The following is an 18756-nucleotide window of genomic DNA, read 5'->3' on the forward strand; positions in this document are numbered from 1 at the left end:
ATCTGGCGGGAAACTGAGGGACATGCCATGAAAATCGCCTTTCAAATGGATCCGATCGGGGCCGCGGATATCAACGCCGACAGTTCGTTCCGTCTGGCGGAAGAGGCGCAGGCGCGCGGGCATTCTTTGTTTTTCTACGGTCCGGATCACTTGGCCTATCAGCAAGGTCGCATCACCGCGCGAGGTCACGACATGACCGTGCAAAGGGTTGCCGGAGATCCTGCGGTTCTGGGTCCCGAACGTGAGGTGGATCTTGCCGATTTCGATGTCGTCTGGCTGCGTCAGGACCCGCCTTTTGACATGCATTACATCACGTCCACGCATTTGCTGGATCGTCTCAAGGGTCAGACGCTGGTCGTCAACGATCCGTTCTGGGTGCGCAATTACCCGGAAAAGCTGCTGGTGCTGGATTTCCCCGACCTGACCCCGCCAACAACGATTGCGCGCGACTTGCAGACGATCAAGGCGTTCAAGGAAAAGCACGGCGATATCATCCTCAAACCGCTTTACGGGAACGGCGGCGCGGGTGTGTTCCGGCTTGATGCCAATGACCGCAACTTGACTTCCTTGCATGAGCTGTTCACCGGATTCTCGCGCGAACCTTTGATCGTGCAGAAATTCCTGCCGGATGTCAGCAATGGCGACAAACGGGTGATCCTGGTGGATGGCGAAGCGGTCGGCGCGATTAACCGTGTACCAGCCGAAGGCGAAACGCGGTCGAACATGCATGTTGGCGGACGTCCGGAAAAGATCGGCTTGTCCGAACGCGATCTTGAGATCTGCGCGGCGATTGGGCCTCTGCTGAAGGAAAAGGGTCAGGTCTTTGTCGGAATTGACGTTATTGGCGACTATCTGACCGAGATTAACGTGACTTCACCGACTGGCATTCAAGAGCTGGAACGGTTTGATGGCGTAAATATTGCGGAAAAGATCTGGCAGGCCATCGAGGCCAGGCTTTAGGCCATAACCCGGGCAGAGATGCGAAAACTCAGTGCCTCGGCCACGTGTGGGCGGCGGATATCGGTCGCGCCGTCCAGATCGGCGATGGTGCGCGCCACCCTCAGGATTCTATGGAAGGCCCGAGCTGACAGGCCGAACCGATCCGCAGCTTTCAACAGCAGTTCTTTTCCTTCGGCATCGGGCGTGGCGATCTCTTCCAGTATTTTGCCTTCTGCGTCAGCGTTTTGTCGTAACTCCGGCGTGTCACGGAACCGGTCTGCCTGTATGGCACGCGCCCTTTCGACACGTGCTGCAACCGTCGACGAACTGTCGCCCGAAGGGGGCAGATCAAGGTCAATAAAGCCCACGGGCGGAACTTCGATCCGAAGATCGAACCTGTCCATCAAAGGGCCCGAGATTCGGTTCAGGTAATCTTCGCCACATCCCGGTGCCCGCGAACAGGCACGGGACGGGTCGGTCAGATAGCCGCATTTGCAAGGGTTGGCGGCGGCCACCAGCATGAAACGACAAGGGTACTTCACATGGGCGTTCGCGCGCGCCACCATGACTTCGCCGGTTTCAATGGGTTGGCGCAGGGTTTCCAGAACCGGCCGTGGAAACTCAGGGAATTCATCCATGAACAACACACCATTGTGGGCCAATGAGATTTCGCCCGGTTTGGCCCCTTTCCCACCACCAACTATGGCCGCCATCGAGGCCGTGTGGTGCGGTTCGCGGAACGGGCGTGTGCGGTTTATTCCGCCTTCATCCAGCAACCCGCATAGCGATTGGATCATCGACGTTTCCAGGGCTTCCACGGCTGTAAGCGGCGGTAGAATTCCGGGAAGCCGCGCCGCCAGCATGGATTTGCCCGATCCCGGCGTGCCGATCATGATCAGATGGTGACGTCCGGCGGCGGCGATTTCCAGGGCGCGTTTGGCGCGCTCCTGCCCTTTCACATCGCGCAGGTCGCGGTTGGACGGTGTCAGGTTCACTTCGCCGGGTTGTGCCGCTGGCAAAGGGGATTGGCCTGAGAAATGGCGCACGACCTCTCCAAGCGATCCGGCACCGATCACCTGAGTGGCATCGACCCAGGCCGCCTCGGCGCTGGAGGCGCGCGGACAAAGCAATGTGCGGTCTTCTGACGCGGCCGTCATCGCGGCGGGCAAAGCACCAACAACGGGCACCAGAGAACCGTCGAGTGACAACTCCCCCAATGCAACGGTGCTTTCCGCGGCATCGGCAGGGATGATGTCGAGCGCGGACAAAAGCGCGACCGCGATGGGCAGGTCGAAATGGCTGCCTTCTTTAGGAAGGTCGGCGGGGGACAGGTTGATGGTGATCCGCTTGGACGGCAGCGCAATGGCCATCGCGTTCAGCGCGCTGCGGACGCGGTCACGCGCCTCGGACACGGCTTTGTCGGGCAGGCCCACGATGGAAAAGGCTGGCAGTCCGGGTGAGACTGCGCATTGCACCTCGACCGGGCGGGCATCAACGCCTTGAAAAGCAACGGTGTGGGCGCGGGCGACCATGGCAGTCCTGTTTTGGTTAACAGGACGTTGCTGCCACGGTTCTGGTTTAAGAGTCGTTAACGGCTGCGCGCATGGCCGCGAATTTGGGCCATGCTTCGGGATCGGCCACGGTTTTGTTCCGGCAGAATGGGTTGCAGAACCCCCAACATTGTCCGTCTAGCTCCAGGAAATCGGTGACAGGCTTGCCGGAATACGGGCAGGCGGCGTTGATTGACGGACCACCTGAAACCGGCTTCGCAGCAGATACACCCCCGACCGGCCAGGGGCTGGACGGTAAATCCTGCGCGTATGGGAAGGTGTCGTACACAACGGTCAATCCCATGGCGCGCCACTGTCTGACTATGGGATCAGAGAGCAATTCCATGCAATAAGCCCGGTTCGCCTCTGACACCGGCAGCCCATATCCTATAATCCGCGCAGCAACGGGTGTGTAGAAGACGTCTGCCAGTGAATAGGCACCAAATAACGGGCCTTGGTCTGCCCCTGACACGCTCCGCGCATGTGCCCAGAGTGTTTCAATCCTCTCCAGGTCTGACAAAGTCGCCTCAGACGGCGTAAAGCCTTGCCACACGTTGCGCAGCTGCATGGCGCATTCTCCACGCAGGGCGCTGAAACCGGCTACCATTTCGGCGCATAGCCAGCGGGCTGTTGCCCTGGCTGCGGCATCCGAAGGCCACAACCCGGCATCGGGGTGGCGTTCGGCCAGGGTTTCGGCCATCGCCAGGCTTTCCCCCACAACCGTTCCATCCGGCATGCGCAGGGCAGGGACAAGGCGGGCAGGGGCCAGCGGTTCCATGTCTTGCGCCATGGTGCCGGAATAGAGGCCGATCATGTGGCTGCGATGGGGCAGGTTGAATTTCTCAAGCATCAACCAGCCGCGCATTGACCAGCTGGAGAAGAGGCGATCGCCGATATAAAGGTCATAAGTCATGCGCGGACGATGCCTCAGCTTTGCGGACCGGTAAATCAGTGATTTGTGTTGGACCTGTTCACGGAAGGTGATTGATCGATCCGACAGTCCACACCCCGCCGTTGACAGCAATATCCGTAACGGAAAGGTTGTCGATCCGATGCGCAAAGGTCCGCTGCCCGTCCAGACCAAGGGCGCGTTGTACTTGCGTTAGGATTACGCCGAAATGCGCGACGATCACCAGATCGCGGCCCGTATGCGCGGACATAAGCGCGTCGATCGCGGAATCGACCCGGTCGCGGACCTCATTCCAGCTTTCACCTTGCGGTGGGCGGACATCACCGGGGTTGTCCCAATAGGCAAAAGCCAGCTCGGGGTCTTCGGCTTCAATATCGGCAAACCCGCGAAGCTCCCACTGACCGAAATGGATTTCCCGCAGGTTCGGGTGATGTGGCAGACGGTGACGCTGGCCCTGAATGGCCGAAGCAGTGTCAATTGCACGCGACAGGTCGGACGAAATCACAAATGCATCGGGTGGCAAATGATCGTGCAGGCGCTTCAGCGCTGCTGTATCGCTCAGATCAGCAGGCAGATCGGACCAGCCAACCATCGTCTTTGCATGCGTAGGCCCATGGCGAACAAGATGCAGTCGCGTCACGGCAGCTGCCCTTTCAGGACCAACGGCAACCCGGCGGTCACTTGCACCACCAGATCAGCCTGTGCCGCAAGTGCGATGTTCAGCCGACCCTGCGCTTCGCGAAAGCGACGGGCAAGCGGGTTATCGGGAACAATGCCGTGCCCGACCTCGTTCGACACGATCACTACCTGCGCTGTACATGCGCGCAGGGCCTTTAGCAGGTCAGTTTGGACTGCCCCCAGATCGGTTTCGGCCAGCAAATGATTGCTGACCCATAGAGTGGCGCAATCTACCAGACACACCTGATCCGAGGATAGGCTGGACAGCACCGGCCTCAGATCAAGAGGCTCTTCAATCGTGGTCCAACCGCCGCCCCGCTGTACCAGATGGCGATCAACCTTCTGCCGCATCTCGTCATCAAACACTTGTGATGTCGCTAGGTAAACTCGATTTTTCCCAGTGGAAACAACGAGGTTCTCGGCAAATGCCGACTTGCCCGAAGCAGCTCCACCCAGAATTAAGGTTAAATCTGACGTCACAGTACTTACCTAAAGATGATCCAATTAGTGCTGTTTTGCGTATCGATCATAGGTCGGCATGGCAAGCCCGGCCAACGCCTGCAAAACAGGGGAGAGGTTTATGGCACTGGACAACGCGACAGATTTTTCGATGTCCCGGCAAGCGATGAAGGCCGAGTTGCTGGATGCGGAAACGGAACTGAAGCTGGCCTATGCCTGGCGTGACCAGCGTGACGAACAGGCACTGCACCGCCTGATCACAGCGTATATGCGGCTGGCAATTTCGATGGCGGCCAAGTTCAAACGCTATGGCGCGCCGATGAATGACCTTATCCAAGAGGCCGGTCTGGGATTGATGAAGGCCGCAGACAAGTTCGACCCTGATCGCGGCGTGCGGTTCTCGACTTATGCGGTGTGGTGGATCAAGGCGAGCATTCAGGACTATGTGATGCGGAACTGGTCCATGGTGCGAACGGGGTCCACCTCGGCGCAGAAATCGCTGTTTTTCAACATGCGTCGGGTTCAGGCCCGCCTTGAACGCGATGCCGCAACCGAAGGTCTTGAATTGGATCGCCACCAGCTGCATCAGATGATTGCCACGGAAATCGGGGTTCCTCTGCGCGACGTTGAACTGATGGAAGGTCGGCTGTCAGGGTCAGATTTTTCTCTGAACGCGGTGCAATCCGCCGACGAAGACGGGCGTGAATGGATCGATGCGCTGGAGGATGAACGTGAACAGGCCGCCGAAGCAGTTGAACACACCCACGATACCAAACAATTGCGCCAGTGGTTGCTGATCGCGATGAACGCACTGAATGACCGCGAGCGGTTCATTGTGCGCGAACGCAAACTGCGCGAGCCTGCGCGGACACTGGAAAGTCTCGGCGTCGAGTTGGGTCTGTCCAAGGAACGCGTGCGACAGCTTGAGGCAGCGGCGTTCGCAAAAATGCGCAAGAACCTTGAAGCCCAGTCGAGCGAGGTGCAACACTTCATCGCATGAAACAGCTTGCGATTCTTGCCTGTGTTCTGGGCCTTACGGTTACAGCAGCGCGACCTGGACTGGCGGAAAATCTTATTTCTGATGATGTGGCTCTCGCGATGCGGGATGCGGATGTGGTCATTCTGGGAGAGGTTCACGACAATCCCCGCCACCACCTTATTCAAGCTGAAGCGATTATGAAAATCTCACCCTCGGCTGTTGTCTGGGAGATGGTTACCGAAGAAGGCGCGCAACGGCTGGCGCAAAAAGCGGTGTCCAACCCTGAAGAGTTGAGCCGCATTCTGCAATGGGCAGAAAGCGGTTGGCCACCTCTTAGGCTGTATTATCCGGTGTTCAAGGCCTCAGGCGCGCCGGTTTACGGGGCCATGGTGCCGCGTGCTGCCGCGCGGGCCGCGATGGAACGCGGAGCAGCCACCGCGTTGGGTGCAGATGCGGCGCGTTATGGTTTGACTGTACCGCTGACGCCTGAGGAGCAGGAGGCGCGCGAGGCGGATCAACTGGCCGCGCATTGCGATGCTCTCCCGCCAGAGATGTTACCCCAGATGGTTGCGATCCAGCGACTGCGCGATGCTGTGCTGGCTCGCGCCGTGATACGCGCGATGGAAGAAACGGGCGGCCCGGTTGCCGTGATCACTGGGAACGGACATGCGCGCAAAGACCGAGGTATCCCGACATATCTTGAACGGCTTCAACCCGGATGGAAGGTGGTCTCGGTCGGACAGTCTGAGGACGATATCATCGAAGGCGACTTTGATCTCGTAATCGATAGCCCCACAGTTGAGCGTGAAGACCCCTGTGTGGCGTTTCAGGTTCAGAATTAATCGCTGGAACAACCTGCTGGCCTTGCCTAATGTCGGGGCCGACCGGGACAGGAAGGGCTGAACATGCTGTCATCCAAACGCATTCTGCTGATCATCGGCGGCGGCATTGCGGCCTACAAATCGCTGGACCTGATCCGCAGGCTGCGTGAGCGTGGCGCAGCCGTGACGCCTGTGCTGACGCGTGCGGCAGAGGAATTTGTAACACCTCTGTCCGTGTCTGCTCTTGCCTCAGAAAAGGTCTATGGCGATCTGTTCGATCTGACCGCCGAGGCCGAGATGGGCCATATCCAGCTGTCACGCTCTGCCGATCTGATTGTTGTGGCCCCCGCAACCGCGGACCTGATGGGCAAGATGGCCGGGGGGTTGGCAAATGATCTGGCATCGACCCTTCTGATGGCGACGGACACGCCTGTTCTGTGTGCGCCCGCGATGAATGTACGCATGTGGGAACACCCGGCGACTCGACGCAACCTGAAGCAGCTTCAAGCGGATGGCGTGCGCTTTGTTGGCCCAAACGAAGGTGATATGGCCTGCGGTGAATATGGCCCCGGACGCATGTCGGAACCGCTGGAAATCGTCGCGGCGGTTGAGGCGCGGCTTGCGGCAGGACCCTTGGTAGGAAAGCGCGTGCTGGTAACATCGGGCCCGACGCATGAGCCGATTGATCCGGTTCGGTATATCGCGAACCGCTCTTCCGGGGCGCAGGGATCGGCCGTGGCACAGGCGCTTGCGGATTTGGGGGCCGAGGTGATCTTTGTCACGGGCCCCGCAGACGTACCGCCACCGGCGGGTGTGCAGGTCGTGCCGGTCGAGACCGCGCAACAGATGTCGGACGCGGTTGATGCGGCGCTGCCCGTCGACGCGGGCGTGTTTGCGGCGGCGGTGGCAGATTGGCGCGTGGCCAGTGCGTCAGACAAGAAACTGAAGAAAAGCCGCGACGGTCTGCCGGTTCTGGAATTTGTCGAGAACCCCGACATTCTCAGACGCGTCTCGCGGATGGAAAATGGGCGCCCACCTTTGGTTGTCGGCTTTGCAGCCGAGACCGATGACGTGATCGAACATGCCACCGCCAAGCGACTGCGCAAAGGCTGTGACTGGATTGTTGCCAACGATGTCAGCCCTGCCACCGGGATCATGGGCGGGTCCGAGAATGCAGTTATCCTGATCTCGGACAGCGGAGCCGAAGAATGGCCGCGTATGGGCAAGGCCGAGGTTGCGCGGCGGTTGGCAAGCAGGATCGCAGACGCGTTGGCGGGCTGAAGGAAAGGCAAAACCATGGTTGCAATTCGAGTGATCCGCGAAGACGGGGCAGACCCCGCCGTGGCGCTTCCGTCCTACGAAACTGCGGGTGCTGCTGGCGCGGACGTGCGTGCCAATTTGCCCGAGGGGGCTTCGATTATGCTGGAGCCCGGACAGCGGGCGCTTGTGCCGACCGGTCTGCGCATTGAAATCCCGCAAGGATACGAGGTTCAGGTCCGTCCCCGCTCGGGCCTTGCACTGAAACACGGGATCACGCTGCTCAATACGCCGGGCACTATTGACAGTGACTATCGCGGACCTATGGGGGTGATCGTGATGAATGCCGGTCAGGAACCGTTCGAGATTGCTCATGGCGATCGTATCGCGCAGCTGGTAGTTGCCCCTGTTGTGCAGGTGGCATTCGAACTGGCTGAGGCATTGGGTGAAACAGATCGCGGGGCTGGTGGTTTCGGCTCGACCGGGCGCGGCTGATGCTGCTGGTTCTTGTTCTGGCAGCTGGGCTATGGGGCGTCGGCTATATCGCGGGCGCGTCAAAAACCGCGCGTGTGGTGTCGGTGAGTGTGTTGTTGGTCGGGGTGATCCTGTCTCATCTGATCTTTCCGGATGGGCATCCCCTGCGCGAAGCAACCGGTGGGTCCGCGGCACTGTGGCTGATCCTTGCAGGTTTCGCGGCCATCGTTTTGCTATATGGCCGTGTGCTGAAGGCCCTTCGCAACCGTGCAGTAAAGGCCTCCAAACCGGAATCTACCTTGCCCTCTGACCGTTTCACTGAAACCGAGCTGAACCGGTATGCCCGCCACATCGTGCTGCGCGAATTGGGCGGGCCGGGTCAGAAAAAGTTGAAACAAGCCCGTGTTCTGGTGATCGGTGCGGGAGGTTTGGGCGCCCCGGCGCTGCAATACCTGGCGGCCGCAGGTGTGGGTAAAATCGGGGTCATTGACGACGACATAGTCGAGAATGCGAACCTTCAGCGGCAGGTGATCCACCGCGATGCAGATATCGATATGCCCAAGGTCTTTTCCGCCCAGCAAGCGATGGAGGCGCAGAACCCGAATGTGGTGGTTCTGCCCTTTCATCGCAGATTGAGCGATGATATCGCGGCAGATCTTTTTGCCGACTTCGATCTGATCCTTGACGGTACGGATAATTTTGAGACCCGCTATCTGGCCAACCGGACTGCCGCCGCGCTGGGCAAGCCTCTGATTTCGGGGGCCTTGTCGCAGTGGGAAGGGCAGCTCAGCGTGTTTGACCCAGCCAATGGCAGCCCGTGCTATCAGTGTATCTTTCCCGAAGCCCCGGCACCGGGTCTGGCCCCGTCCTGCTCCGAGGCCGGTGTGATTGGCCCGTTGCCGGGCGTCGTCGGATCGATGATGGCGGTTGAGGTGATAAAGGTGATCACGGGCGCTGGAATTGCGCTGCGGGGTGAGATGCTGATCTACGACGCCCTATACGGCGAAAGCCGCAGGATCACTCTGACCCGCCGTGCCGATTGCCCCATCTGCGGTACCGCAAGCAATTAACCTTTCTTAACGTGGGCTGGGGGTTCTGGAACACCCGGCCATGGCGAACTAGCTATAGGGTCAAAGGAGATCCGCATGACCAACCCGATCCTGTCCAACTGGACCACCCCATTCGAAATAGCCCCTTTCGCCGATATTTCGGATGATGATTTTGCCCCGGCTCTGGATCAGGCGATGACCGTGCATAACGCCCAGATCGACGCGATTGCAGCAAATGCAGAGACCCCTACTTTCGCCAACACGGTCGAAGCCCTCGAGGCTGCGGGCGAGCAGCTGGACAAGGTTCTGTCGGTCTTCTTCACCGTTGCAGGAGCAGACAGCAACCCCAAGCGGGAGGAGTTGCAGCGCGCGTTTTCCCCCAAGTTGTCGGCGCATTTCTCGGGGATTTCCTCGAACAAGGCGCTGTTTGAACGCGTTGCCGACCTTTGGGCACGGCGCGATGACCTGAAACTGACTGAGGAACAGGCACGCGTTCTGATGCTGACCCATCGAGGTTTTGTTCGTGCAGGTGCGGCGTTGGACGGGGAGGAAGACACTCGTATGCAAGAAATCAAGTCGCGCCTCGCCTCGTTGGGGACATCCTTTACCCAGAACCTTCTGGCGGATGAGCGGGATTGGTTCATGGACCTGACCGAACAAGATCTGCAGGGCCTGCCGGATTTCGTTGTGAATGCGGCGCGCGCTGCTGGTGCGGAAAAGGGTGCGGGGGGGCCGGTTGTTACTCTGTCCCGGTCGCTGATCGTGCCGTTTCTTCAGTTTTCACCTCGTCGGGACCTGCGCGAAAAAGCATATCGCGCCTGGGCTGCCCGCGGGGCGAATGGCGGCGAGACCGACAATCGCGAGATCGCGGCTGAGATTCTGGGCTTGCGTGAGGAACGCGCCAAGCTTTTGGGCTATGACAGTTTCGCCGATTACAAGCTGGAAACCGAGATGGCGCGCACGCCGGACCGGGTGCGTGAGCTGTTGATGCAGGTGTGGGAACCTGCCAGGGCCCGCGCCGATGCGGACGCAGAAATCCTGACCCGGATGATGCAGGACGACGGCGTCAATGGCCCGCTGGAAGCATGGGACTGGCGCTATTATGCTGAAAAGCGGCGTAAGGCGGAACATGATCTGGATGAGGCGGAACTGAAACCCTACCTACAACTTGACCGAATGATCGAGGCATCGTTTGCTTGCGCAAATCGCCTGTTCGGGCTGGAATTCAAGCCTTTGAACGTGCCGCTTTATCACCCTGATTGCCGCGCGTGGGAGGTTACACGCAACGGTCGGCACGTCGCCGTGTTCATCGGTGACTACTTTGCACGGGGGTCAAAGCGATCAGGTGCCTGGTGCAGCGCGATGCGGGCACAGGCCAGATTCCCGAATGAACAGGCACCGATTGTCATCAATGTCTGCAACTTCGCCAAGGGTGATCCGGCACTGCTGTCTTATGACGATGCACGCACCCTGTTCCACGAGTTTGGCCACGCCTTGCACCAGATGCTGTCCAATGTGACCTACGAAAGCATCTCGGGTACCTCGGTTGCGCGCGATTTTGTCGAACTGCCCAGCCAGCTTTATGAACACTGGCTGGAAGTGCCCGAAGTTCTGGCCGAGTTTGCCACCCATGCCGAAACGGGCGAGCCGATGCCGCAAGAGATGCTTGAAAAAGTGCTGAATGCTGCCAATTTCGACCAGGGGTTCCAGACGGTGGAATATGTCGCCTCGGCCCTTGTTGATCTGGCCTTCCACGATGGCGACGCCCCAGCAGACCCGATGGCAAAACAGGCCGAGGTTCTAGCCGGGTTGGGGATGCCGCAAGCCATTGGAATGCGCCATGCCACGCCCCACTTTGCGCATGTATTCGCAGGCGATGGCTATAGCTCGGGCTATTACAGTTATATGTGGTCCGAGGTGATGGATGCTGACGCCTTTGCCGCCTTCGAAGAAGCAGGTGGCGCCTTCGATCCCGAAAGGGCCAAAGCGCTGGAAGATAATATCTTGTCCACCGGCGGTTCGCGCGAGGCGGAGGACCTGTATCTTGCGTTCCGGGGGCGATTGCCGGGCGTGGATGCCCTGTTAAAAGGCCGCGGTTTGATTGCGGCGTGACGTCAGTAGCCCAGCGTGCGGTCGACCAGGTGCACAAAGGGCTCACCGGCTTCGCCACGCCGGATGTTTTCGCAAATGACCTGTGCGGCAGTGACAGGGCGTGTCTCGGACGCTATGTGAGGGGTCACGGTGACATTCGGATGCGCCCAATAGGGGTGGTCGGCGGGCAAGGGCTCGACACGAAACACATCCAGCGTTGCGTGGCCCACCTGACCCGAGTTCAGGGCATTCAACAGCGCATTATCATCAATCAGCGGCCCCCGTCCCGGGTTGATGATCCGCGCACCTTTGGGCAGCAGGGCCAGCGTTTCCGCATTCAGCGCATTTTCAGTGGCAGTAGTATCGGGCAGCAACAGTACTACAATTTCTGCGTGAGAAAGCGCCTGGCGCAACCCTTCGGCACCATGCAGGCATGTTACACCGGGAATGTCCCTGGCTGTACGGCTCCAGCCTGAGACCCGAAACTCAAGCGCTGTCAGCGCGCGGGCCACGGCTTCGCCCAATGCTCCAAGCCCCAGAATACAAACGTTGCGCTCTTGCGCCAGCGGTGGGACGTCTGGGGTCCAGACACCGTCCTGTACCATGATGTGCCGGTCCATCCCCAGATGGTAGCGCAGCACGTGGCCAACCACCCACTCGATCATACCCTGCGTCAGACCGTGATCCACCATCCGCGCCAGCGGAACGGTCAGTGTTTCGTTACCCACGATTTTTTCGACCCCGGCCCAAAGGCTCAGCACCGCTTTCAGGCGCGTGAAAGGTCTGAAATCCTGTACCCCTCCGTTTGGGGCGTAAACAACGTAGTCGACCTGATCCGGTTCGAACTCGGTTCCAAGCTGAACGTCCAGACCCGCCTCATCAAGATATTGTGTCAGCAGCGGCTCATACACCGGCCATAGGGCAGGGCGCGCGGAAAACAGGACGTTCACAGACATCAGAGACCTTTCAGATCAACGGGGGCGGTGAATATGGGCGCTTTGGACGATGCCAAAGGCTGCCATTAGAACCAGCATGGCCGAGCCACCATAGCTGACCATCGGCAATGGTACACCCACGACAGGAGCCATGCCCATCACCATCGACATGTTGACGGCAAAAAACAGGAAGAAGTTCAGCGCGATACCCAGCGTGACCAGAGATGAAAACCGGTCCTTGGTTGCCAGTGCCGTGACCATGCAGAAAACCAGAATCAAGGCATAAAGGGTCAACAGGGTCGTTCCCCCGACAAATCCGAACTCTTCGGCCAACGTCGTGAAAATGAAATCGGTGTGCTTTTCGGGCAGGAAGTTCAGGCGGGACTGCGTGCCCTGCATGAACCCACGCCCGTTCCAGCCCCCGGAACCCAAGGCAATCTTGGATTGGGTTATGTGGTAACCGGCCCCCAGGGGATCGGTGGACGGGTCCAGAAAGGTGTCGATGCGCCGAAACTGATAGTCCTTCAGCAATTGCCAGTCGGTCCCACGGCTGTTGAAAACAGTGGCGATCAGACCCACGACAGCAGCAATAACGGCGGCAAAATAGGCCCAGTGAACCCCTGCCAGAAACATCAACCCACCTCCTGCGGCCAGAAGCAGGATAGATGTGCCGAGATCGGGCTGTTTCAGAACCAGCAATGTAGGCAGGATGATCAGGACAACCGGGATAAGAACCCAAAGCGGGCGGGATGTTTTATGCGAGGGAAGCCAGTCGTAATAGGCCGCAAGCAACATGACCAGCGTGACTTTCATGACCTCCGAGGGTTGCAGGCGCATGAACCCAAGGTCGATCCAGCGCTGCGCACCCATTCCGATGGTGCCGAACAGTTCAACAAATACCAGCAAAGCCACCGAGCCGAGATAGGCCAGCACCGACATGTTGCGCCAGAACCAGATCGGAACCAGTGCGATGATGAACATCACTGCCAGACCAAGCCCGAAACGTTCCATCTGCGGCTCGGCCCAGGGCGTCCACGAACCGCCCGCAACGGAATACAACATCAGAAAGCCCGCGCTGGCGGTGCTGATCAACAGCAACGTCAGCGGCCAGTTCATATACAGGAATTTGCGAAACCCCGACGGCGTGGATTTGACGGCATATTCAAGATAGCTCATGCACGGTCCTTTCCATCCGGTCGCGCCTTGGGGCGTTTTTCACCCTCCAGCCGTTTTTGCTGTTCTTTGATGTGTTCGCGGTCGGCGACGGGGTAGGCTTCAAGCGGCGGAGTGCCGTCATAAAGAGCTTGCAGCATGATGTCGCGTGCAATCGGGGCTGCGGCCGTGGACCCGCCGCCGCCATGCTCAACAACCACGGCTACGGCGTATTTCGGGTAATCAAACGGTGCAAAGCAAACGAACAGTGCGTGGTCGCGGCGTTCCCACGGCAGGTCCTCGTTGCGGATCACGCCTGCCGCCCGTTCGGCCTTGGTGATGTTTCGAACCTGGCTGGTTCCGGTTTTCCCTGCCATCCGGAACTCATCCGCGATGATGCGGCTTCGATATGCCGTGCCCCGCCTGTCATTCGAGACCGAGAACATGGCCTTGCGGACCTGTTCCAGATTGTAGGAATTGAGGCCCAGTGGCTCTCCAGCGCCCGAGGGTTGTTCAACACCGTCGATCGAGCGCACCAGGCGCGGCGTGACTGCACGACCGGTGGCGATGCGGGCGGTCATCACAGCCAGTTGCAGCGGCGAAGCCAGCATGAAGCCCTGACCGATGGACGCGTTTGCCGTATCGCCCACAAGCCACTCCTGACCATACGTGCGCTGCTTCCATTCCTGATTGGGGGCCAGCCCATCTGCCACTGCAGACATCGGGATATCATGCTTGACCCCCAGTCCCAAAGTGCGGGCCATGTCAGAGATCTTGTCGATGCCAACCCGCAGAGCCACGTCATAGTAATAGACATCGCAGCTGCGTTTCAGCGAGAGGTTGAGGTCGACCGTCCCGTGCCCACCACGTTTCCAGCAATGGAAGCGACGACTGCCGACCTTCAGGTGCCCGGGGCAGTACACGGTGTTGCCGGGGGAGACTACGCCAGCTTCCAACGCGGCCAGCGCGGTGACCATCTTGAAGGTCGATCCCGGAGGATATGTGCCTTGCACGGACTTATTCGCCAGCGGACGATACTTGTCTTCTGTCAGTGCCCGGTAATCGGCGACCGAAATGCCGCGAACAAACAGGTTCGGATCAAAACTGGGTGCCGAGGCAACCGCGCGCAGGTCGCCGGTTTCGCAGTCTATGACAACTGCGGCCGCACTTTCGCCCGCCAGTCGCGCCTGTGCATATTGTTGCAGTTCAGCGTCGATGGACAGTTGCAGATCTGCCCCGGGTTGTCCTTCCTGCCGGTCAAGCTCGCGCATGACACGCCCCGTCGCGTTGACCTCGACCCGCTTTGCACCGGCTTTGCCGCGCAGTTCGATTTCCTGCTTTGCCTCAAGGCCGACCTTTCCAATCTGGAATCTTGGGATGCGCAATACCGGCTCAGGGTCTTCGATTTTGCTGAGGTCATAGTCGCTGACCGGGCCGACATAGCCGACGATATGGGCGAAATCCTCGTATCGTGGGTATTGCCGCGTCAGGCCGACCTCGGGCGTTACGCCCGGCAGCGCCGGAGCATTGACCGCAACCTTCGAGATATCCTCCCACGTAACCTGATCCGCCAGCGTCACCGGCAGAAACGGGGCCGAGCGGCGCATTTCAGTCCTGGCGCGCTCGATCTCATCTTCGTTCAGAGGGATCAGTTCCGACAGTTTGGCGATGACTTTTTCCACGTCATCGGCATCCTCACGCACAATGACGATGCGATAGGAAGGTGAGTTCTGGCCGATGATCTGACCGTTCCGGTCATAGATACGCCCACGGGTCGGTGGGATAAGCCGGATGTTGATGCGGTTTTCTTCGGCCAACAGGCGATATTCGTCGGCCTGTTCTACCTGCATGAACCGCATTCGTGCCGCCAGACTGCCTATGAACACCGCCTGTAGACCACCCAGCAACAGCGCTCTGCGTGGCAGTCGCTTATAGGCAAGGCCCTGGGATTTGGGTTTGCGCTGTTTCATGCCCGGCTTCCCACAGCGCTGACATCAGCAGCGGATATGCGGCGGACTCCCAACGCGCTTTGGCTAAGCAACACGACCAACGGGTAGACAGCGACCGTCAGCACAAGCTGAACCACGACCGGCCCCATTGCAGCCTGCTGCACGGACATCACCGATAGTACTAACCTGTTCATCAAGATGACCGCCGTGATCACAATGCCGACAGACATCCACTCCCCGGCAAATCCCGCATCCCTCATACCCAAAGCCGCTGACCGCAGATAGGCCGACCCGACTACGGTCAGCGCTGCCAATAGACCCGGTGGACGTTGCAGCAGAAAGTCGGCCATCAGCATGACAAGCGCGACCAAAACAGTCGGGACGTAATCGGGCTGCCGCAACACCCAGGCAAAAGTCAGGGCAATCAGGACGTCGGGAAAAGGCCAACGATCGGGTTGAGCGTCCAATGGCAACAGGTGCAGAAACAGCACAGCAAAAGCCAGCAAGGCATAAAGGCTGCGCATGGCCCAGATTTGCGAAGTCGGTCTATCCATCGCTGACCTCATCCGGGGTCAATGCCACCTCTGGGCGGGTGGGGCCTACGATACTGCCCGGATCCTGAATGGGCGGAGCCGAGTGAAACCGCAGAACCCTGAGAAACTCGAGCCTTTCGAAATCTGCCGACAGTCGGACCCGCAGGCGCCCCCCGGGGTCTGCCGCGATTTGACCGATCAGCAGGCCCGCAGGAAACACGCCGCCATCACCCGAAGTGATCACCCGGTCGCCGGGGCGAACCAACTCGCGGTTCTCAAGAAACTCCACCGCGGGCGCGGGGTTGTTGTCGCCTTTGATTAGAGCGGTCTGCCCAGAAGGTTGAATGGTTGCGGGAATGGCGCTGGTCGCGTCCGTCACAAGGATCACGCGTGCCGTGTCAGGGCCAACACCTGATATCCGTCCCACCAGGCCAATGCCGTCCATCGTGGCCCATCCATCTACGATCCCGTCACGCTCTCCGACATTCAGCAGAACGGATTGCCGGAATGGCGACCCGCTGTCTGCCATGACAACGCCGGTGATGTAGGTCAGACGAGGGTCAAGGCGGACATTGTTCAGATCTAGAAGTCGCGCGTTTTCCTGTTCAAGCTGCAAAGCAGCCTCTTTCCAGGCGCGCATTAGGCGCAGTTCGCTACGCAGTTCCCTGTTTTGCTCGGTCAGGCGCTGATAGCTTTGGAAGTCACGCACCAGATTGACGGCGGCAGTCACCGGGACCATGGCCCATTCCATCGATGGTACAACCGTATCCACGATTCGCGCGCGGAACCGTTCTACACGCGGGCTGTCGATCCGCCACAAAAGGAAGATACCAAGCAGGCACAGCACAACGATCCCCAGCAACAAGCGTCGCAGGGGGGGCGTGTACTCATCGCGCTGTGATCGGTCTTTTGCCACAGGTTACCTTCCCGTGCTGCTCGCGCCGATATAACCCTATCTTCCGAGGGTGCGCGCCTTAGCTTTCGTAGTCAATCGCGTGGCGCAGCTGTTTTTCATATTCCAGTGCCTTGCCGGTGCCCAAAGCCACACAATTCAGGCTTTCGTCCGCAATGGATACCGCCAGGCCTGTCTGTTCGCGCAGGGCCAGGTCCAGATCGCCCAGCAGCGCGCCGCCACCGGTTAGCATCACACCACGGTCGACAATGTCAGCTGCCAGATCGGGGGGCGTTGTCTCAAGTGCGGTCATAACCGCCTCGCAGATCTGTTGCACGGGCTCTGACAACGCTTCGGCTATCTGGGCCTGGCTGATCTCGATTTCCTTGGGCACGCCGTTCAACAGGTCACGCCCCCGGATATGCATCGACTGACCGCGCCCGTCGTCGGGCATGCGGGCGGTGCCGATGGTTGTCTTGATGCGCTCAGCCGTGGATTCACCCACCAGAAGGTTCTGTTGGCGACGCAGGTAGGAAATGATGGCCTCGTCCATCCGGTCACCACCAACACGGACCGAACGGGCATAGACAATGTCGCCCAACGACAGAACCGCAACCTCGGTGGTGCCCCCGCCAATATCGACAACCATGTTGCCGGTCGGGTCGGTGATCGGCATGCCGGCCCCGATCGCGGCCGCAATCGGTTCGGCAATCAGGCCCGCGCGACGGGCACCTGCTGACAGGACCGACTGACGAATTGCGCGCTTTTCGACCGGGGTTGCGCCATGGGGAACGCAGACAATGATCTTGGGTTTCGAGAAAGTCGAGCGCTTGTGCACCTTGCGGATGAAGTGCTTGATCATTTCTTCGGCAGTATCAAAATCGGCGATCACACCTTCGCGCATCGGACGGATGGCCTCGATCGAACCGGGTGTCCGACCCAGCATCAGCTTTGCATCTTCGCCAACGGCCAGAACTTTCTTCACACCGTCCTTGACGTGATAGGCCACAACCGAAGGTTCAGACAGGATGACACCGCGCCCCTTGACGTAAACCAGCGTGTTTGCTGTTCCAAGGTCGATAGCCATGTCCGCTGTGAACAGGCCGCCCAGATTGCCAAAGATCCCCATGTTTTCCCTGATCCTGTAATGTCGGTTTTCTACTGCCCGCGACTCGACGGTTCCGGGACGGATGACTTATAGGGTGCCATCACGCCCGGTAAAAGGGCTGATTCCGCGACAATCAGCACCTTTCCGCCTTATTGAATGGGACTTTAGAAGGCAAAATGCTCTCTTATCAACACATTTACCACGCCGGGAATCTGGCGGATGTCCAAAAGCACGCATTACTGGCGTGGGTGCTGGATTATCTGACACGCAAAGACAAGCCGCTCAGCTATATCGAGACGCATTCCGGGCGTGGGTTGTACCGGTTGGATGCAGACGAATCCGTTCGGACAGGAGAGGCAGCGGCAGGGATCGGTCGCGCACAGCGGGAAGGGTGGTTCGGGCCCGACCACCCGATGGCGCAGGTCCTGAAGCAAGTACAAACCCGGTACGGCGACATGGCCTATCCTGGATCACCTATGATTGCCGCGACTATGTTGCGGGAACAGGACAGTTTGCACCTCGCGGAACTGCACCCACAGGAATTTGCGGCCCTGTCGTTGGCGATGTCGCCGTTTGGGGCGAAGGTCTATCAGCAGGATGGGTTCGATCTGGCACATTCTTTGCTGCCTCCGACTCCGCGTCGGGGCATGATGCTGATTGACCCCAGTTACGAGGTGAAAACCGATTACGACCGCATGCCCGGCATAATCGCCAAGCTGCACCGCAAGTGGAATGTGGGCGTGATTGCCCTTTGGTACCCGATCCTGACAGATGAGAGGCACGTCAGGATGGTCGCCGCTTTGAAGGCTCAGAATATGCCGAAATCTGTGCGTCATGAGGTCCGCTTTCCCGCCGCGCGCGAAGGGCATCGGATGGTGGGGTCCGGGATGTTCTTTGTGAATGCGCCATTCGGGTTTGCCGAAGAAACGCAAAAACTGGATGCGCTGTTTTCCGGTCTCGGCTGACACCAGACGACATGT

18 protein-coding genes are annotated in these 18756 nt (G+C 59.3%); 8 read left to right on the forward strand and 10 right to left on the reverse strand.

Features of this window, described 5'->3' with window-relative positions:
* Positions 1–27 precede the first annotated feature (27 nt).
* Positions 28–960, forward strand: a complete 933-nt coding sequence (gene gshB / locus ACR0BF_RS08990) for a glutathione synthase (protein ID WP_480624714.1) — start codon at positions 28–30, stop codon at positions 958–960.
* Here gshB and ACR0BF_RS08995 read toward each other — a convergent pair.
* Genes ACR0BF_RS08995 through cobU form a run of 4 tightly spaced genes read right to left on the reverse strand, consistent with a single transcriptional unit; the run spans position 957 to position 4557 of the window.
* Complete coding sequence (locus ACR0BF_RS08995; protein WP_480494275.1) at positions 957–2471, reverse strand: YifB family Mg chelatase-like AAA ATPase; 1515 nt, start codon at positions 2469–2471, stop codon at positions 957–959. The genes gshB and ACR0BF_RS08995 overlap by 4 nt on opposite strands.
* Positions 2472–2517: 46 nt before the next feature.
* Positions 2518–3402, reverse strand: coding sequence for a glutathione S-transferase (locus tag ACR0BF_RS09000; protein WP_480624715.1), 885 nt, complete (start codon positions 3400–3402; stop codon positions 2518–2520).
* Positions 3403–3460: 58 nt separating this feature from the next.
* A complete protein-coding gene (locus ACR0BF_RS09005; RefSeq protein ID WP_480475170.1) occupies positions 3461–4039 on the reverse strand; it encodes a histidine phosphatase family protein in 579 nt (192 codons plus the stop codon).
* Positions 4036–4557, reverse strand: a complete 522-nt coding sequence (gene cobU, locus ACR0BF_RS09010) for a bifunctional adenosylcobinamide kinase/adenosylcobinamide-phosphate guanylyltransferase (RefSeq protein WP_480624716.1) — start codon at positions 4555–4557, stop codon at positions 4036–4038. Before cobU ends, ACR0BF_RS09005 begins: the two co-directional genes overlap by 4 nt.
* A 100-nt stretch (positions 4558–4657) precedes the next feature.
* On the opposite strand from cobU, the gene ACR0BF_RS09015 reads away from it, so the two are divergent.
* From ACR0BF_RS09015 to ACR0BF_RS09040, 6 genes are all read left to right on the forward strand, one after another.
* Entirely contained in the window at positions 4658–5536 is an 879-nt protein-coding gene (locus ACR0BF_RS09015; RefSeq protein ID WP_480624717.1) for an RNA polymerase factor sigma-32, read from the forward strand.
* Positions 5533–6357: a ChaN family lipoprotein gene (locus ACR0BF_RS09020; protein WP_480624718.1), complete on the forward strand. Its 825-nt coding sequence runs from the start codon at positions 5533–5535 to the stop codon at positions 6355–6357. Before ACR0BF_RS09015 ends, ACR0BF_RS09020 begins: the two co-directional genes overlap by 4 nt.
* 63 nt (positions 6358–6420) lie before the next feature.
* The gene (gene coaBC / locus ACR0BF_RS09025) at positions 6421–7617 is read left to right on the forward strand and encodes a bifunctional phosphopantothenoylcysteine decarboxylase/phosphopantothenate--cysteine ligase CoaBC (protein ID WP_480624719.1); all 1197 of its coding nucleotides are present in this window, start codon (positions 6421–6423) and stop codon (positions 7615–7617) included.
* Between the two features lie 15 nt (positions 7618–7632).
* Positions 7633–8088, forward strand: coding sequence for a dUTP diphosphatase (gene dut / locus ACR0BF_RS09030; protein ID WP_480624720.1), 456 nt, complete (start codon positions 7633–7635; stop codon positions 8086–8088).
* Positions 8088–9137, forward strand: a complete 1050-nt coding sequence (locus ACR0BF_RS09035) for a HesA/MoeB/ThiF family protein (RefSeq protein WP_480624721.1) — start codon at positions 8088–8090, stop codon at positions 9135–9137. Before dut ends, ACR0BF_RS09035 begins: the two co-directional genes overlap by 1 nt.
* A gap of 75 nt (positions 9138–9212) precedes the next feature.
* Entirely contained in the window at positions 9213–11228 is a 2016-nt protein-coding gene (locus ACR0BF_RS09040; RefSeq protein ID WP_480624722.1) for a M3 family metallopeptidase, read from the forward strand.
* Positions 11229–11230: 2 nt separating this feature from the next.
* On the opposite strand, the gene ACR0BF_RS09045 is transcribed toward ACR0BF_RS09040, so the two are convergent.
* Genes ACR0BF_RS09045 through ACR0BF_RS09070 form a run of 6 tightly spaced genes read right to left on the reverse strand, consistent with a single transcriptional unit; the run spans position 11231 to position 17797 of the window.
* Positions 11231–12163, reverse strand: a complete 933-nt coding sequence (locus tag ACR0BF_RS09045) for a 2-hydroxyacid dehydrogenase (RefSeq protein ID WP_480624723.1) — start codon at positions 12161–12163, stop codon at positions 11231–11233.
* Positions 12164–12178: 15 nt separating this feature from the next.
* The gene (rodA, locus tag ACR0BF_RS09050) at positions 12179–13318 is read right to left on the reverse strand and encodes a rod shape-determining protein RodA (protein ID WP_480475188.1); all 1140 of its coding nucleotides are present in this window, start codon (positions 13316–13318) and stop codon (positions 12179–12181) included.
* On the reverse strand, positions 13315–15264 hold the full coding sequence (gene mrdA / locus ACR0BF_RS09055; RefSeq protein ID WP_480624724.1) for a penicillin-binding protein 2: 1950 nt from the start codon (positions 15262–15264) through the stop codon (positions 13315–13317). Before mrdA ends, rodA begins: the two co-directional genes overlap by 4 nt.
* Entirely contained in the window at positions 15261–15797 is a 537-nt protein-coding gene (locus ACR0BF_RS09060) for a rod shape-determining protein MreD (RefSeq protein WP_480624725.1), read from the reverse strand. The genes mrdA and ACR0BF_RS09060 overlap by 4 nt, the downstream gene beginning before the upstream one ends.
* Positions 15790–16692 carry a rod shape-determining protein MreC gene (mreC, locus tag ACR0BF_RS09065; RefSeq protein WP_480475194.1) on the reverse strand — a complete coding sequence of 301 codons (903 nt, stop codon included), beginning with the start codon at positions 16690–16692 and terminating at the stop codon, positions 15790–15792. The genes ACR0BF_RS09060 and mreC overlap by 8 nt, the downstream gene beginning before the upstream one ends.
* 58 nt (positions 16693–16750) lie before the next feature.
* Entirely contained in the window at positions 16751–17797 is a 1047-nt protein-coding gene (locus ACR0BF_RS09070; RefSeq protein ID WP_480475196.1) for a rod shape-determining protein, read from the reverse strand.
* A gap of 155 nt (positions 17798–17952) precedes the next feature.
* On the opposite strand from ACR0BF_RS09070, the gene ACR0BF_RS09075 reads away from it, so the two are divergent.
* Positions 17953–18741, forward strand: a complete 789-nt coding sequence (locus ACR0BF_RS09075; RefSeq protein ID WP_480624726.1) for a 23S rRNA (adenine(2030)-N(6))-methyltransferase RlmJ — start codon at positions 17953–17955, stop codon at positions 18739–18741.
* Positions 18742–18756 lie beyond the last annotated feature (15 nt).

The sequence above is a fragment of the Ruegeria sp. AG7 genome, from assembly GCF_056541545.1.

Bases quoted from the DNA above. Each gene is read 5' to 3' on its own strand.
- gshB (WP_480624714.1), top strand. From the start codon at position 28: ATGAAAATCGCCTTTCAAATGGATCCGATCGGGGCCGCGGATATCAAC.
- ACR0BF_RS08995 (WP_480494275.1), bottom strand. From the start codon at position 2,471: ATGGTCGCCCGCGCCCACACCGTTGCTTTTCAAGGCGTTGATGCCCGC.
- ACR0BF_RS09000 (WP_480624715.1), bottom strand. From the start codon at position 3,402: ATGACTTATGACCTTTATATCGGCGATCGCCTCTTCTCCAGCTGGTCA.
- ACR0BF_RS09015 (WP_480624717.1), top strand. From the start codon at position 4,658: ATGGCACTGGACAACGCGACAGATTTTTCGATGTCCCGGCAAGCGATG.
- ACR0BF_RS09020 (WP_480624718.1), top strand. From the start codon at position 5,533: ATGAAACAGCTTGCGATTCTTGCCTGTGTTCTGGGCCTTACGGTTACA.
- coaBC (WP_480624719.1), top strand. From the start codon at position 6,421: ATGCTGTCATCCAAACGCATTCTGCTGATCATCGGCGGCGGCATTGCG.
- dut (WP_480624720.1), top strand. From the start codon at position 7,633: ATGGTTGCAATTCGAGTGATCCGCGAAGACGGGGCAGACCCCGCCGTG.
- ACR0BF_RS09035 (WP_480624721.1), top strand. From the start codon at position 8,088: ATGCTGCTGGTTCTTGTTCTGGCAGCTGGGCTATGGGGCGTCGGCTAT.
- ACR0BF_RS09040 (WP_480624722.1), top strand. From the start codon at position 9,213: ATGACCAACCCGATCCTGTCCAACTGGACCACCCCATTCGAAATAGCC.
- ACR0BF_RS09045 (WP_480624723.1), bottom strand. From the start codon at position 12,163: ATGTCTGTGAACGTCCTGTTTTCCGCGCGCCCTGCCCTATGGCCGGTG.
- rodA (WP_480475188.1), bottom strand. From the start codon at position 13,318: ATGAGCTATCTTGAATATGCCGTCAAATCCACGCCGTCGGGGTTTCGC.
- mrdA (WP_480624724.1), bottom strand. From the start codon at position 15,264: ATGAAACAGCGCAAACCCAAATCCCAGGGCCTTGCCTATAAGCGACTG.
- ACR0BF_RS09060 (WP_480624725.1), bottom strand. From the start codon at position 15,797: ATGGATAGACCGACTTCGCAAATCTGGGCCATGCGCAGCCTTTATGCC.
- ACR0BF_RS09070 (WP_480475196.1), bottom strand. From the start codon at position 17,797: ATGGGGATCTTTGGCAATCTGGGCGGCCTGTTCACAGCGGACATGGCT.
- ACR0BF_RS09075 (WP_480624726.1), top strand. From the start codon at position 17,953: ATGCTCTCTTATCAACACATTTACCACGCCGGGAATCTGGCGGATGTC.